Origin of the sequence: Brevibacterium sp. 239c (genome assembly GCF_900169365.1) — a bacterium.
GTDB lineage: Bacteria > Actinomycetota > Actinomycetes > Actinomycetales > Brevibacteriaceae > Brevibacterium.
Genome location: NZ_FXZH01000001.1, coordinates 86,706 through 101,773 on the forward strand (window position 1 = coordinate 86,706; position 15,068 = coordinate 101,773).

Here is a 15,068-nt window from a genome sequence, read left to right on the forward strand (position 1 = left end):
AAACGGCGGTATTTCAGTGAAGAAGTCAGGAAGCTGCGTCGAGGGTCCGACGACGCCGACGTGGCAGCGCCTCAATCCGGACCATTCCGGTGTCCTCATCGAGGCGGGTGGTGATCGGAAGACCATAGACTTCGGTGAGCACATTGGCGGTGAACACGTCCTCGCAAGTGCCGGCGGACCTGACCCGGCCCTGGCTGAGCAGGACGATGTCATCGGCGACGGCAGCGGCATGGTTGAGATCGTGGAGGACGACGCCGACGGCGGTCCCGTGATCATCGGCCAGGTCGCGCATGAGGTCCAGGATCTCCGCCTGGTAGCGCAGATCCAGGTGGTTGGTGGGCTCGTCGAGGAGCAGGACGCCGGTCTCCTGGGCCAGGCAGGTGGCCAGCCACACCCGTTGGAGCTCGCCTCCGGAGAGCTGATCGACGGAACGATCGGCCATCGAATCGGTGCCGGTCAGTTCCAGGGCCTGATCGATGGCGGCCCGGTCGTTGGTGGTGAGTGAGGCGAACCGGCGGCGGTGCGGGTGGCGGCCATAGGCCACGATCTCGCGCACGCTCAGCCCCGATGGATGGGGGCGCGATTGGGAGAGCAGGGTGACCGTGCGAGCGAATTCGCGGACCGACAGTGCAGCCGCCGGCGTGGTCGATCCTGCCGAGGAGATGGTGACCTCGCCCGAGCTGATGGGATGCAGGCGGGCCAGGGACCGCAGCACCGTCGATTTCCCGCTTCCGTTGGGGCCGATGAGTGCTGTGACTTTCCCAGGGGCGATCGAGACGGATACGTCATGGACGACCGACGCATGGTTGTAGCCCAGGTGCAGGCCCGAAGCCTGCAGCTGGGCTCGGTTCAAGGTCTCTGTGCGGTTCACATGCATAGCCTAACCTAAGTAAGGGTGGGGTGGGTTGAAATTCGAGCCTGCGAGCGAGGGTCGACCGCGTCATGCGGCAAATTTGCTGGGTGCACTCCCGGTGAATATGACTCGCCTCACATGCCATGTCAGTGTCGAATCGTAGGGTGGGGTCTGAATACATAGGATGGGGGAGACCCCGAGGAGGAACCCATGAGATTCGTCGCCACTGGTGACTGGCAGCTGGGCATGACGGCTCACTACCTCAGCGCCGAAGCCCGCCCCCGGTTCCACCGTGCCCGCCTCGACGCTGTCGCGCGGATCGGTGAGATCGCGGCCGAACGCGACTGTGAATTCGTCCTCGTCTGCGGAGATGTCTTCGAGTCGAACCAGCTCGACCGTGCGATCGTCTCCCGCACCTTCGAAGTCCTCAACACCTTCACTGTGCCCGTCGTTCTGCTGCCGGGTAACCACGATCCTCTCGACGCTGCCTCTATCTACGACTCCTCGGATTTCACCTCTCGTCAGCCAGACCACGTGCACGTCCTGCGTGACAGCGAACCGTTCGACGTCATCCCCGGCGTCGAAATCGTCGGCGCCCCATGGTTCTCCAAGCGTCCTCAGGCCGATCTGCTGGCTCAGGCAACCCGGAACCTCGTCGAGGTGGCCCCGGGGAATGTGCGCATCATCGCCGGTCACGGGGCCGTGAGTTCCCTTAACCCCGACCGGGATTCGCTGGCGACCATCGATGACGCTTCCCTCCGAAGCGTGCTGATCGAGGACCGAGCCCAATTCGTCGCATTGGGTGATAGGCACGCAACCCATGCGGTGACTGAACGCATCTGGTACCCGGGCGCTCCCGAGGTGACATCGCGCCGCGAGGACGATCCGGGAAATATCCTCCTTGTCGATATCGACCCCGAAACTCATGCTAGTTCCGTGGAGAAGGTGCACGTCGGAGCCTGGTCCTATCTCGTCGTCGAGGAGGACGTGAACTCCTATGACGACATCACCCATTTCGAGCAGCGGCTGGCCGATATTCCCGACAAGGACCGGACGGCTGTCTGGTTGATCCTGCGCGGAACACTCTCGACTGCAGCTAAGACGAAGCTCGATGAAATCCTCGACCACGCCTCGGACCTCTTCGCTGTCGTCTCCCTGTGGGAACGACACACCGACATCGCAGTCATCGCCGCCGATGACGACTTCGCCGGACTGGGATTGAGCGGATACCTGCAGGAATCGCTCGACGAACTCTCCACGCAGGCGGCCGGCGACGAGGAAAGCGCGGTGGTCGCACAGGATGCCCTGGGACTGCTCTACCGGTTTGCAAGGAGCGGATCATGAAACTCCATTCCATCCACCTGCAGAACTATCGCGGGATCACGGATGCGCGCGTCGAATTCACGGATGGCGTCACTGTCGTCGAAGGGCCGAACGAGGTCGGGAAATCTTCGATCCACCAAGCCATCACTCACCTTCGTGACGACAAATCGAGCTCACGCAAAGGCAGCATCAAAGACATACAGCCCGTCGGAGCCGATGTGGGCCCTGAAGTCGAGCTGCATCTGAGCACCGGCGGCTATGAGCTCAAATATCGCAAACGGTGGCTCAAACAGCAGGAGACGCAGCTCAATGTCCTGCGGCCGGCCCCCGAGCAGCTGAGCAGCGACGATGCCCACGACAGGTTCCTTGCGATCCTCGACGAGACCGTCGACGTCGACCTTCTCGTTGCACTCGACGTGGCGCAGGGGGAGAGCCTGGCACAGGCACCCCTGGCACAGATCAAGGCACTTCACAGCGCCTTGAGCGAATCCGGCGCCGAAGTCGCTGATCACGATGACTTCCTCGACCGGGTTGAGGCCAAGTACCTGAAGTACTTCACCGCCAAGGGGCGGGAGACGGGGGAGTACAAGGAACTCATCGCGCAGGTGCCTGTCGTCGAGGCCGCCTATGAGGACCTGCTCGAACGCAGTCGCGGAATGGATGACCTCGTCGACAATCATGCACGGGCCGCGGCACGAATGGAGACCGTGCGCATCCAGTTGACGCAGGCCAGCGAGGACAAGGAAGAGGCAGAGAAGGCCTCGGCAGCGATTGCGGAGCTCAAAACCGTCCTCGACCAGGTCACCGATCGCGCGAAATCCGCTGCTCGGGATGAACAGATCGCTCGGGAGTCCTTGGACCGCCGTACAACGCTCATCGAAGAAGTGACCGCAGCCGAAGACGCCGTGGACGCTGGTTCCAAAGAAGTATCCGAGCTGGAATCCTCTCAGAAGGAACAGGACACAGAGTTCGAAACAGCGCAGAAGGCCGTCGATGCGAAGCAGGAGGTGCTCAACGCCTCGCGTTCCTCGGCGAAGGATCTGACTCGTGAACTCACACGGGCTCGTGCCCGGGCAGATCTGACCGATCTGAGCCAGCGCCTCGAGACCGTCAGAGACCATGACGAACGTCGAACCCAAGCGCAGGCGACCATCGCATCGATCGCGGTGACCAGCCGGGAAGTCGAGACACTGAACTCGCTGGCGACAGACCTGCGCATCGCCGAGAACGCGAAGACGTCCGCGGCGGCGCGGATCGTCGCCACCCAAGTCGGAGACCAAGCGGTGACGGTCGATGATGCGATCGTCGGGCAAGGGGCCACTGAAGACGTTGCTGTCGTCAAAGACGTGCATATCACGATCGGCGGAATCGCCGACATCACCATCCGGCCGGGAATCTCACCAGCAGAACTGGACCAAGCGATCACTTCGGCGAAGAGGGCCTTCGATGCCGAGTGTGAACGGCTTGGAGTCGATTCGGTCGAGCAGGCACGAGAGCGGGCCCACCGGCGGGCCGATGCCGAAGCTGTCCTGGCCGAATCGACGTCGACTCTCAAGGCGCTGCTGGGCAACGAAGAGCGCACGACCCTCGAAGCGAAATTGGCCCGAGCTCAGGAACTGGCCGGTGCAAACGTCGAAGACAGCACAGGCGATGACGACAGTGCAGACGGCGAATCATCTGCAGAACGTGAGACCGACACGGCTGATGAGGCTGATACCACCGCCACCCGCAGCATCAAGGAATTCGAAGCTGCCGTCGAGGAGGCAGAGAAGGCCGCCGACACAGCACAGCGTGACCTCGATGCTGCCCGGACAAATCTCGACCGTCTCCGCACGTCACGTGATGAAGCACGCGTCGCCACCGTCCGCGCCCAGACGACGCTGCAGGAAGCGAGCGCACAGCACGTTCGTCTGAAGGAATCACTTGAACAGGCCCGAGCCGCAGCAGCGGATGAGGATCTCGAAACTGCAGTGAAGGCGGCGGCATCGGAGTCCGAGGCCATTGCTGCGAAGGTGACAGAGGCCAGAGCGAACTACGAGGCTGCCGACCCCGAGACGTTGGAGATGCAGCTGCAGAACGCCCGCCAACTGGTGCTCAGCAAGGAGACGCAGCGGGAGACCGACCGGCAGAAAGTCGACCAGCTGTCGGCACTCATCGACGACCGTGCGAGCGAAGGCATCTACGAGAAGCTCGCTGCCGCCGAAGAGACCATGGAATCGGCACGTCGGAGACTGTCACGTCTGAGACGCCAGGCCCGAGCAATCGACCTGCTGCGGTCCACGGTTCTTGCGCACAAGGAAGAAGCACAGCGGAAATATGTGGCTCCGTTCAAGGAACAGATCGAGCGACTGGGACGACTGGTCTTCGGACCGGGACTCTCCGTCGAAGTGTCGGAGAACCTCGAAATCGTCTCACGGACACTCAATGAACGCACCGTTGCATTCGAATCACTCTCCGGAGGCACGAAGGAGCAGCTGGCACTCATCGGCCGCCTCGCTGTGGCCACGCTCGTCGACAGTGATTCTGGGGCACCGGTCATTCTCGACGATGCCTTCGGCTTCGCCGATGCTGAGCGTCTCAACGCTCTCAACGTCATCCTCGGTACAGTCGGTCAGCGCGCTCAGGTCATCCTGCTCACCTGCCAGCCCGACCGCTTCGGGAACATCGGCGGAGCAACGACGGTCAGTCTGAGCTGAGCGCGGCCTCGCGCGCATCCTGAGCTGCCTCGACAGCATCCTCTCGCAGCGTCCGCCGGAGGATCTTGCCCGAAGTCGTCTTCGGCAGCTCACCGATGAACGTCACCCGGTGCGGAGCCTTGAACGAAGCGAGATGTTCGCGGCAGTAGGCGATGATGTCGGACTCGCTGACAGCGTCGGCCTCGGCGCCGGGAGCGAGCGTGACGAACGCAGCAACGTCCTCGCCACGGTACTCATCGGGAATGCCGACAACTGCGGCCTCCTGGATGGCCGGATGAGTGTAGAGGACATCCTCGACTTCACGCGGCCACACCTTGAAACCGGAGGCGTTGATCATGTCTTTCATCCGGTCGACGACGAAGAGCCACCCTTCGCAATCCATGAAACCCACGTCGCCCGTGCGCAGCTCCCCGCCGGGAATCTGCTCGGCTGTGGCCTGCGGGTCATTGAGATACTCGGAGATCACCTGAGGGCCGGAGATTGCGATCTCCCCGATCTCGTTGGGCCCCAGCGCCTGACCCGAGGCATCGAGGATCCGGATCATCGTGTCCGCTTGGGGGAGTCCGCACGCGAGGTTCCCGCTGTTCTCATCCACCGGAGCACGCAGATTCGTGGGCACTGTCGCGGCCTGAGCGCAGGTTTCAGTCAGACCATAGCCTTGAGCGAGGTAGAGACCGGTCCTGTCCTCGAACTTGCTGACTAGGCCCTCGGGCAACGGAGCGCCACCCGACTTGAGGCGTGTGAACGAGGAGAAATGATCCCTCGTGAAATCAGGATGCGCCAACATCGCCGTGTACACAGTCGCCGGTCCGACCATATAGGTCGGCCGTTCACGCCGGCACAGCTCCAGCATCGGACCCGGCGCGAAGCGATAGTTGAGGATGAGTCGGGCACCACCGGCCACAGCAGCGATGAACTGGCTGACGAAACCGGTGATGTGGAACAGCGGCGCCAACGTCGCGAAGCCATCACCGGGTGCGAATGCTGCGGTGCGCACGGTCTGGCGAGCATTGTTCGAGACGTTGCCGTGCGATGCAAGCGCACCCTTGGACTTACCGGAAGTCCCTGATGTGAACACCACGAGCGCATCGTCGTCAGGCAAGGGAGTGAAAGGAGTGAAGTCAGTCTCGAGGTAGGCCTCAATGATCTCGTGGACAAGGTCGAGCTCAGGAGTCGCTGGTAGATTCGCGAACCCGGAGAAGATGGCCTCCGGGCCGTGAACCTGATAGCTGAGGTCATCGCTGAGCACGACCACGGGAAGCGATTGTGCATATGGCTTGACCCGGTCGAGGTAGGTGGCTTTCGACACGACGAGGCCCTTGACCTCGGCAGTTGAGAAGATATGTTCGAGTTCCCCGCGATACATTGGGTTGAGCGGGACGACGGTGCCGCCTGCTTTCCAGATGCCGAAGGCGGCGAGAGCGAATTCCGGGGTGTTCTGGTCATAGATGCCCACCCTGTCCCCGCGAGTGATTCCCTGCGCCGCCAGGTACGCGGCGAAAGCTGTCGACCAGCGGTCGAACTGCGACCAGGTGAGCGAGAAGCCGTAGTAGCTGATGGCTTCTCGCTCGCCGTGGTGTTCAACGGTGTCGGACAAATCCGCAAGAGGCGTCGACGCTTCCAGTCTGTAGGGCCGTGGAGCATCCTCGCCCAGTGTTGCCAACCAGGGTCGCGTCTCGCACCAATCGCTCATATCCGAATTTACCTTCTTCGTGTTTCTTCAGGTCGGCGCACGTCACCGGCTCCATAGAAGTACGCTACTGCGACTGCCTGCCGAGAGCAATCGAACGATCGAATAGCGGCAGGATCGGGTGCTGTACCGTTCAGTTCGTGCCGGCTGCCTATTGCGCGGCCTTGGCTGCGGCAACCGCATCGGCACGAATGGTGCGCCGCAGAATCTTGCCGGAGCTCGTCTTCGGCAGCTCGTCGATGATGGTCACCCGACGTGGAGCCTTGAAGGAGGCCAGCTTCTCGCGACAGAACTCGACGATAGAGGCCTCGGTGACCTCGTCGGCTTCGGGACCTGACTGCAGAGTCACAAACGCAGCAACACTCTCTCCCCGATACTCATCGGGAATGCCGACAACTGCTGCCTCCTGAATCGCGGGATGCATGTACAGGACATCTTCGACTTCCCGCGGCCAGACCTTGAAGCCGGAGGCGTTGATCATGTCCTTCTTACGGTCGACGATGAACAGCCATCCTTCGTCGTTCATATAGCCGACATCGCAGGTGCGCAGCTCCCCATCTGGGATCTGCTCGGCCGTGGCCTTCTCATTGTTGATGTAGGCGGAGACGACCTCAGGGCCAGAGATGGCGACTTCGCCGATCTCATCGGGTCCCAACGGTTCGCCGGCATCATCGAGGATGCGAATCATCGTGTCTGGCTGCGGCAGACCGCAGGAGAGATTGCCGCTGTCGGGATCCACCGGCGCCTTCAGCCCGGGCGGGACAGTGGCGGCCTGCGCGCATGTTTCAGTCAGGCCGTATCCCTGCCCGATGTAGACACCGGTCTTGTCCATGAACTTGTTCACCAGTCCCTCGGGCAGGGGAGCTCCACCCGACATGATCCGCTTGAACGACGCGAAGTGTTCTGCAGTCGCAGCGGGATGGGCAAGCATCGCCGTATAGACCGTGGCTGGCCCCGCCATATACGTCGGCTTCTCCCGCAGGAAGAGTTCGAGAAGAGTTCCCGGCTCGAACCGATAGTTGGGGATCAGCCGAGCACCACCACTGACTCCAGCGATGAACTGGCAGATGAACCCCGTGATGTGGAAAACCGGGGCCAGCGTGAGGAAGCCATCACCTGGCTCGAAGGTCGGTGTCCGCACACAGTAGCGTGAGTTGCTCGACACCGAGGCATGAGATCCGGAAGCGCCCTTTGCCTTGCCAGAAGTCCCGGAGGTGTAGACAACGATCGCCTCGTCCTCAGGAGTTGGGATGACCGCCGTGAAATCGGTACCCAGATGGGACTCGACAACGGCCTGGAAATCAGGGAGGTTCGGTGTCTGGCCCATGCCGGGATTCTCGCCAGGTGTTCCGGGCAGTTCATCGAACATAGAGAAGATCGCATCGGGACCATCGACCTGATAGCTCCGGTCATCGCTGAGCACGACAACAGGCAGGGCCGCCGCATACGGAGCCACCCGGCCCAGGAATGCTGCTTTCGAGACCACAAGTCCCTTCACCTCGGCGTCGGCGAAGATGTGCTCCAGTTCCCCGCGATACATGGGGTTGAGCGGGACGACGACGCCTCCGGTCTTCCAGATGCCGTAGGTGGCGATCATGAAGGCGGGAGTGTTCTGCTCATAGATCGCGACGCGATCGCCGGCGGTGATTCCCCGTTCCACCAGATAGGCGGCGAACGCCGTGGAATACTGGTCGAACTGCGACCAGGTCAGGCCGAATCCGTAGTAGCTGATGGCCTCTTCGTCGCCGTATGAGGCGACCGTCGACGCCAGGTCTTGGAGAGTGGTGGACTTCTCGAGGGTGTAGGGGTTATTCGCGAGATCTCCCCAGGTCTTCAGCCAGGGCCGGGTGTCAAACCAACTGCTCATTGCTTCGCTTCCTTCGTCGTTGAATGGATGTCGAACAGGATGTGCTGGACTTACTTACGATACTTCTTGATCTCGTTGCGGGCGATCGAACGTTTGTGGACCTCATCAGGACCGTCGGCCAGACGCAGGGTGCGCATGTGCGCCCACATGCTGGCCAGCGGGAAGTCCTCGGTGACACCGGCGCCGCCGTGGACCTGGATCGCACGATCAATGATCTTCAGCGCCATGGCCGGGGCGACGACCTTGATCTCAGCGATCTCGTTCTTCGCGACCTTGTTGCCGTGCTTGTCCATCATGTCCGCAGCATGCAATGTCAGCAACCTGGCCTGATCGATCTCGATCCGGGCCTCGGCGATCCAGTCCTGAATATTCGCGCGAGACGACAGCTTCTCACCGAAGGTCACCCGCTCCTCGGCGCGTTTGACCATGAGCTCCAGCGCCCGTTCGGCCGCACCGATGGCACGCATGCAGTGGTGGATGCGACCTGGACCCAGGCGGGCCTGGCTGATCGCGAACCCCTCACCTTCGCCCTTGAGGATGTCGCTGGCAGGGACCTTGACGTTTTCAAACGTGATCTCGGCGTGGCCCTCCCGATCGTGGTAACCGAAGACGGGCAGGTTGCGGACCACGGTGACACCGGGGGCATCGATCGGAACTACGAGCATCGACTGCTGACGGTGCACCTCGGCATCGGGGGAGGTTTTGCCCATGACGATGAGGACACGGCAATTGGGGTGCATGCCGTTGGAAGCGAACCATTTGCGGCCGTTGAGGACGAACCCGTCCTCGGTGGGCTCCATGCGCATCTCGACGTTCGTGGCATCGGAGCTGGCAACCGCGGGTTCGGTCATTGCGAACGCCGAGGCGATCTCTCCGTTGAGCAGAGGTTTGAGGTATTTCTCCTTGTGCTCATCGGTGCCGAAGCGGGTGAAGACTTCCATGTTGCCGGTGTCGGGAGCGTTGCAGTTGATGGATTCGGGAGCGATCTCGATGCTGTGGCCGGTGATCTCGGCAAGGGGTGCGTACTCGAGGTTCGTCAGTCCCGGGCCCCACTCGGGGTCGGGATGGAAGAGGTTCCACAGTCCCTGGCTCTTGGCCTCGGCCTTGAGGTCCTCGAGGATCTGCGGCTGAGTGTGCGGGCTGTCTGCCGCCGCCATCTGCTCGGCATAGACGGACTCCGCGGGGTAGACGAAGTCGTTCATGAACGTTGTCAGGCGCTCCTGGTAATCGCGGCTGCGTTCACTTGTTTCCAGCATGTGTGGTCTCCTCGTTGAGTCGGTTCGCTTCGTTGAGTCGGTGCTGATAGCGGCTCATGCCCTTGAGCCAACGGTCGTAGTCGCTGCCCTTCATGCGGTACATGTCGAGCACCTCGGGGTGGGGGAGGATGAGGAACTGCTCAGCCTCGACGGCATCGAGGGCGACGTTTGCGACGGCCGCGGGCGTGTGCACCTCGCCGGCCTCGGTGACCGCGGACTGTGCCGGTCCGTCGGCACCGCTGTCGCGCAGCAGGTTCGTGTCGACGCCCATCGGGGCGATGACCGAGGCCCGGATGCCGTCGTCGCGGTAGGTCAGGGACAGCCATTCGGCGAACCCGACCGAGGCATGTTTGGTCACCGAATACGCGGCCGATCCGATCTGGGTGAGCAGGCCGGCCGCCGAGGCGGTTGCGACGAAATATCCTGATCCGGCTTCCTGCCAGCGGGGGATGAGGGCTTGAGCTGCGCGGATGTGGGCGCGCAGGTTGACGTCGATGATTGCGTCCCAATCTCCGTCGGAATCGCCGAGACCAGCAGGCCCGATGATGCCGGCGTTCGCAAAGTACATGTCGACCCCGCCGAGGCGGTCGTCGGCGAAGGCGATGAGATCGTCGATTCCGTCGACCGAGGACACGTCCCCCACCCACGCGTGCGCACCGGAATGGAGCCCGGCGGCGGTGTCGGTGACAGTCGCGGACAGGTCGGCGAGGACGACGGTGGCTCCGCGCACGATCAGTTCGGTCGCCAATGCCGCACCGATGCCACCGGCGGCCCCGGTGACGATGGCCTTGGTATTCGCGAGGCTGCTCATGATTTCTCCAGAAGTGTCAGGGCCTGCCGTGCGAGGTCTTCGACTCCGGCACCGGCGGCTTCCGGATCGAAGTCGAGGTCGCCCATCTTGCCGGTCACCAGGCGTGTGTAGACACCTTCGCGGATGCACGCGAGCTTCCACATCGCGAAGGCCTCGTAGTAACCGACGTCGTGGACCTCGTGTCCGCTGACCTCTTGGTAGCGGTCGATGATCTCCTCAGCCTCCGGGAAGCCGAGGTTGGGGGTAGGAACCCAGATGCTCGTGTAGTCGGTGGGCACCGTGAGCATCGCGACGAAGTAGCCCAGATCGGTGAGCACCTCGCCGACGGCGGTGAGCTCCCAGTCGACGACCGCGTTGACCGCACCGCCCGGGGCAAAGATCATGTTGTTGGGCTTGAAATCTCCGTGAGCCAGGCCGACTGGGCTGCCGGCCGGGTCGGGCATTCTCTCGGCCAGGGCGTCGTGGACTTCGCGGATGATGGGGATGTCGCGCATCGAGATCTCTTCAACCTGTCCGAGCCAGCGTCGCAGCTGCCGTTCGATGAGCCCGCCGTTGCGGCGCAGGTCGCCGAGTCCCACCTCGTCGATGTCGACGCGATGGATTGCCGCCAACGTGTCGACCATGCCGAACGCGCACGCGCGCTTGTCGTTGAGTCCCGGGCCATCGGGGATCTGCGCCCAATCGGCGGGTTCGTTGATGGCGAACCCGGGGCAGTGATCCATGAAGACGAAGGGTACGTCGAGGATCTCAGGATCGTCGACGATGTCGATGACATGGGGGACTGGAACGGGGCTGTCGGACAACGCGGCCATGATCCTGCCCTCCCGCGAAACGTTGTGCGCGCTTCCGCCGGAATGCCCGAGCGGTGGACGTCGGAGCACCCAGCGCGGGAGTCCGTCCACGGTGATGGTGAATGTGAGATTTGAGCGTCCGATGGACATGACTTCGACGTCGAAGTCCGTGACTCCGAACCGGTACTCAATCCATGCTCCGATGGTTGAAGCATCGAATCCTGCAGGTGCTGTGGTCAACGTCGACCCTCCCGAGTGAACAATCGTTCAGTTTCAATCACAGTATTCAAACGGAGCGTGGGAGTCAAGCTGAAATCGTGATGCCGGTCACCACCGAATGTGATAGTGATGAGTGGGCCATCCCAAGCTTCTTTCATCCACAGTGAGGAAATCATGAGAGCCATTCGCGTTGCCGCCTTGACCGGACCAGATGATGTAGAGCTCGCCGAGGTCGACCGGCCAAGCCCGGGGCAAGGTGAGGTCCTCATTGAGGTCGCCTATGCCGGCGTGACGTTCCCCGAACTGCTCCAGACCCGGGGCATGTACCAGGTCAAGCACGACCTGCCTTTCGTTCTCGGGTCGGAGGCTGCCGGCATCGTCGCCGAGGCGGGCCCGGGATCCCGGTTCTCCGTGGGCGACCGTGTGGCCGCAATTCCCGGCAAAGGCTCGTTCGCCGAATTCATGGTGGTCAACGACGAGCAGACGGTGCCCGTGCCTGATGGCATCAGTCTGGCGCATGCGGCGGGAATGCCGATGAACGTGCTCACCGCGGACTTTGCGTTGCGCTTGAGGGCGCAGGCCAAGGCAGGACAATCCATCCTCGTCCACGGCGCCGCCGGCGGACTCGGATCAGCGGCGGTGCAGATGGCGCTGGCCATGGGCCTCGAGGTCATCGGCGTGGTATCGACCGAGGCCAAGGCTCAGACCGTCCGCGAACTCGGTGCCACCCACGTGGTCATGGCCGAGGGGTTCAAGGACGCGACCAAGGAGATCTACCCGGACGGAGTCGACTATGTCTTCGACCCGGTCGGCGGGGCCCGCTTCACGGACTCGACCCGAGTCCTCGCCCCCTATGGTCGCCTTCTTGTCCTCGGATTCACCGCCGGTGAGATCCCTTCGGTCAAGGTCAATCGTCTGCTGCTGAAGAACATCTCCGTCGATGGTGTGGCGTGGGGAGCCGCGACCCGCGAGCGGCCCGGCTACATTGCCGAACAGTGGGATTCGATCGCCGCCTATGTGGCGGCAGGTAAGCTCAACCCGGCGATTCACGGCACCTATCCGCTCAGCGACGCCGCGAAGGCGATCGGCGAACTCGATTCCCGCAGTGTGCAGGGCAAGGTGCTCCTCGAAGTCAAAGGCGAATAGGGAACACTGAAACACAATTGTGCGGTGCGGCTGTGGGCAAACCACCGCAGCACCGCACGCGTCACTTTTGGCGGTAGCGCTTGGCGATGTCGCGGCCGACGAGTTCCTTCATAACCTCGTTCGATCCGCCGAAGATCGCCTGGACCCGGCTGTCCTTGAATGCTCGGGTGATCGGGTATTCGAGCATGTAACCATAGCCGCCGAAGAGCTGCAGGCACCTGTTGATGACCTCGATCTCGAGGTCGGAGCCCAGGTACTTCGCCTTCGCCGCATCGACGGGAGTCAGCTCACCGGCGTTGAGCGCCAGCGCACAGCGGTCGACGAATGCTTCAAGGGCATCGACGCGGGTTTCGAGCTCGGCGAGTTCGAAACGCGTGTTCTGGAAGTCCCCGATCGTCTGTCCGAAGGCTGGCCGGGTGAAGACGTATTCGCCCGTCCACGCAAGTGCTGCTCTGGCGCCGGCCAGTGTTCCCGAACCGATGAGCATGCGCTCGGTCGGCAGGTTGACCATGAGGTGGATGAACCCTTGGTCGAGTTCGCCGAGGAGAGCATCGGCGGGCACGCGCACATCGGAGAAGGACAGCTCCGATGTGTCCTGGGCGTCCATGCCGAGCTTCTTGAGCTTTCGCCCGCGTTCAAAGCCCGGAATGCCGTCGTCGACGATGAACAGTGAAGTCCCCTGGGACGGCTTGGCGTCGGGGTTCGTGCGGGCGACGACGATGACGAAGTCGCAGTGGTAGCCATTGGTGATGAAAGTCTTCGCGCCGTTGATCACCCAGTCGTCTCCGTCGCGCACAGCCTTAGTCGTGATGCCTTGGAGGTCAGAGCCGGCATTCGGCTCGGTCATGGCGATCGCACCGATCGCCTCGCCCGAGGCGAGGCCTGGCAGGTATTTCTCCTTCTGAGCCTGGGTGCCGAAGGCCAGGAGGTAGCCGGGAACGATACCGTCGGATACGCCCCATCCACTTGTCGTCCCGCCGACGCCTCGCCGGGCGATCTCTTCGCTGCGGACCATCTCGAATCGGAAGTCATCGACTCCGGCTCCACCGAATTCCTCGGGGATGGTCAGGCCGATGACGCCCGCCTCGGCGGCCTTCTTCCACATTGATCGGTCGACGAGGTGCTCTTCCTCCCAGGCTTCGACGTGGGGCACGACCTCACGGTCGAGGAAGGTGGCGACGGTGCCGCGGAAGGCTTCGTGGTCCTCGTTGTACAGGTTTCTCTTCATGGGTGGTGTCCTCTTCGTCAAACGGGTTCAGAGCAGTTCGAGGATGGTGGCGTTGGCTTGGCCGCCGCCCTCGCACATCGACTGCAGTCCGTAGCGGATTCCCTGCTGCTGCATGTGGTGGATCATCGTCGTCATCAGCCTCGCACCCGAGCCGCCGAGTGGGTGGCCCAGAGCGATGGCCCCGCCATTCGGGTTGAGGCGTTTGATGTCGGCTCCGGTTTCCTGCAGCCAGGCCAACGGCACCGAGGCGAAGGCTTCGTTGATCTCGAAGACTCCGATGTCGTCGACGGAGAGCCCGGATTTCTTCAGCGCCTTCGCAGTTGCGGGGATGGGGCCGGTAAGCATGATGACGGGATCGGCGCCGGCGAGGACGGCCGTGTGCACCTTCGCAATCGGGGTCAGGCCCAGTTCCTTCGCCTTGGCTGAGGTCATCATCAGCATGGCTGCCGAACCGTCGGAGATCTGGGAGGCGTTGCCTGCGGTGACGACGCCGTCCTGCTTGAACACGGTGTCGAGACCAGCCAGCTTGTCCACGCTGGTGCCGCGGCGAATGCCCTCATCGGTTCTGAGGTCTCCGCTTTCGGTGCTCACAGTGATGATCTGGGATTCGAAGCGACCGGCATCGGTGGCTGCGGCTGCGAGTTCGTGGGAACGCACGGCGAGTTCGTCCAGTTGGGTGCGACTCAGCTTCCATTGTTCTGCGATCATCTCAGCGCCGATGCCCTGATTCGGCGTGACGTCGTCATAGCGGGCATTGAACTTCTGCCCGTACGGGGACTGGCCAGCGGCAGATGAGCCCATGGGGACGCGGGACATGGACTCGACGCCGCCTGCGACGACGACGTCGTACTGTCCGGCGATGAGACCGGCCGCAGCGAAGTGCACGGCCTGCTGGGAGGACCCGCATTGCCGGTCGACCGTGACGCCGGGCACTGACTCGGGGAGTCCTGCGGAGAGGGCGACGGTACGTGCAATGTCACCGGTCTGCTCGCCGGACTGGGACACGCAACCGAAGATCACGTCGTCAATGACTTCTGGATCGATCCCTGTCTGGGCGACGACATCGGCCACGGCGATGGCGCCCAGGTCGGCCGGATGGATGCCTGAGAGCATGCCCTTGCGCTTGCCGGTCGGTGTACGTCGTGCGGCGACGATGACTGCGTCGTTCATCTGTGCTCCTTCGAGGTG

At 62.7% G+C, this 15,068-nt stretch carries 11 protein-coding genes; 3 read left to right on the forward strand and 8 right to left on the reverse strand.

Annotated features, from left to right (window positions below):
* Positions 1 to 25: 25 nt before the first annotated feature.
* On the reverse strand, positions 26 to 871 hold the full coding sequence (locus BSP239C_RS00415) for an ABC transporter ATP-binding protein (RefSeq protein ID WP_257929974.1): 846 nt from the start codon (positions 869 to 871) through the stop codon (positions 26 to 28).
* Between the two features lie 192 nt (positions 872 to 1,063).
* Here BSP239C_RS00415 and BSP239C_RS00420 point away from each other — a divergent pair, with 192 nt between their 5' ends.
* Both BSP239C_RS00420 and BSP239C_RS00425 read left to right on the forward strand, forming a co-directional pair.
* Positions 1,064 to 2,197 carry a metallophosphoesterase gene (locus BSP239C_RS00420; RefSeq protein ID WP_101569648.1) on the forward strand — a complete coding sequence of 378 codons (1,134 nt, stop codon included), beginning with the start codon at positions 1,064 to 1,066 and terminating at the stop codon, positions 2,195 to 2,197.
* Entirely contained in the window at positions 2,194 to 4,872 is a 2,679-nt protein-coding gene (locus BSP239C_RS00425; RefSeq protein ID WP_101569649.1) for an AAA family ATPase, read from the forward strand. Before BSP239C_RS00420 ends, BSP239C_RS00425 begins: the two co-directional genes overlap by 4 nt.
* On the opposite strand, the gene BSP239C_RS00430 is transcribed toward BSP239C_RS00425, so the two are convergent.
* The 5 genes from BSP239C_RS00430 to BSP239C_RS00450 all read right to left on the reverse strand — a co-directional run bounded on the left by BSP239C_RS00430 (position 4,859) and on the right by BSP239C_RS00450 (position 11,527).
* Positions 4,859 to 6,565, reverse strand: a complete 1,707-nt coding sequence (locus BSP239C_RS00430) for a class I adenylate-forming enzyme family protein (RefSeq protein ID WP_101569650.1) — start codon at positions 6,563 to 6,565, stop codon at positions 4,859 to 4,861. The two genes, BSP239C_RS00425 and BSP239C_RS00430, sit on opposite strands and share 14 nt — an antisense overlap.
* A 148-nt stretch (positions 6,566 to 6,713) precedes the next feature.
* Positions 6,714 to 8,429: a class I adenylate-forming enzyme family protein gene (locus BSP239C_RS00435; protein WP_101569651.1), complete on the reverse strand. Its 1,716-nt coding sequence runs from the start codon at positions 8,427 to 8,429 to the stop codon at positions 6,714 to 6,716.
* A gap of 50 nt (positions 8,430 to 8,479) precedes the next feature.
* Positions 8,480 to 9,685 carry an acyl-CoA dehydrogenase family protein gene (locus BSP239C_RS00440; protein WP_101569652.1) on the reverse strand — a complete coding sequence of 402 codons (1,206 nt, stop codon included), beginning with the start codon at positions 9,683 to 9,685 and terminating at the stop codon, positions 8,480 to 8,482.
* Positions 9,669 to 10,496 (reverse strand): SDR family oxidoreductase, encoded by an 828-nt coding sequence (locus BSP239C_RS00445; RefSeq protein ID WP_101569653.1) that lies wholly within the window; start codon positions 10,494 to 10,496, stop codon positions 9,669 to 9,671. Before BSP239C_RS00445 ends, BSP239C_RS00440 begins: the two co-directional genes overlap by 17 nt.
* Positions 10,493 to 11,527, reverse strand: coding sequence for a phosphotransferase family protein (locus BSP239C_RS00450; RefSeq protein ID WP_101569654.1), 1,035 nt, complete (start codon positions 11,525 to 11,527; stop codon positions 10,493 to 10,495). The genes BSP239C_RS00445 and BSP239C_RS00450 overlap by 4 nt, the downstream gene beginning before the upstream one ends.
* 153 nt (positions 11,528 to 11,680) lie before the next feature.
* Between BSP239C_RS00450 and BSP239C_RS00455 the strand changes: the two genes are divergently transcribed.
* Positions 11,681 to 12,652, forward strand: coding sequence for an NADPH:quinone oxidoreductase family protein (locus tag BSP239C_RS00455; protein WP_101569655.1), 972 nt, complete (start codon positions 11,681 to 11,683; stop codon positions 12,650 to 12,652).
* Positions 12,653 to 12,713: 61 nt separating this feature from the next.
* Here the strand turns inward: BSP239C_RS00455 and BSP239C_RS00460 are convergent, their stop codons facing one another.
* Together BSP239C_RS00460 and BSP239C_RS00465 are read right to left on the reverse strand one after the other, a co-directional pair.
* Entirely contained in the window at positions 12,714 to 13,880 is a 1,167-nt protein-coding gene (locus BSP239C_RS00460) for an acyl-CoA dehydrogenase family protein (protein ID WP_101569656.1), read from the reverse strand.
* Between the two features lie 27 nt (positions 13,881 to 13,907).
* Complete coding sequence (locus BSP239C_RS00465) at positions 13,908 to 15,050, reverse strand: thiolase family protein (protein ID WP_101569657.1); 1,143 nt, start codon at positions 15,048 to 15,050, stop codon at positions 13,908 to 13,910.
* Positions 15,051 to 15,068: the final 18 nt, after the last annotated feature.

Coding starts and splice junctions, on each gene's coding strand:
- BSP239C_RS00430 (WP_101569650.1), bottom strand. CDS start 6,565: ATGAGCGATTGGTGCGAGACGCGACCCTGGTTGGCAACACTGGGCGAG.
- BSP239C_RS00465 (WP_101569657.1), bottom strand. CDS start 15,050: ATGAACGACGCAGTCATCGTCGCCGCACGACGTACACCGACCGGCAAG.
- BSP239C_RS00455 (WP_101569655.1), top strand. CDS start 11,681: ATGAGAGCCATTCGCGTTGCCGCCTTGACCGGACCAGATGATGTAGAG.
- BSP239C_RS00420 (WP_101569648.1), top strand. CDS start 1,064: ATGAGATTCGTCGCCACTGGTGACTGGCAGCTGGGCATGACGGCTCAC.
- BSP239C_RS00460 (WP_101569656.1), bottom strand. CDS start 13,880: ATGAAGAGAAACCTGTACAACGAGGACCACGAAGCCTTCCGCGGCACC.
- BSP239C_RS00445 (WP_101569653.1), bottom strand. CDS start 10,496: ATGAGCAGCCTCGCGAATACCAAGGCCATCGTCACCGGGGCCGCCGGT.
- BSP239C_RS00425 (WP_101569649.1), top strand. CDS start 2,194: ATGAAACTCCATTCCATCCACCTGCAGAACTATCGCGGGATCACGGAT.
- BSP239C_RS00440 (WP_101569652.1), bottom strand. CDS start 9,685: ATGCTGGAAACAAGTGAACGCAGCCGCGATTACCAGGAGCGCCTGACA.
- BSP239C_RS00435 (WP_101569651.1), bottom strand. CDS start 8,429: ATGAGCAGTTGGTTTGACACCCGGCCCTGGCTGAAGACCTGGGGAGAT.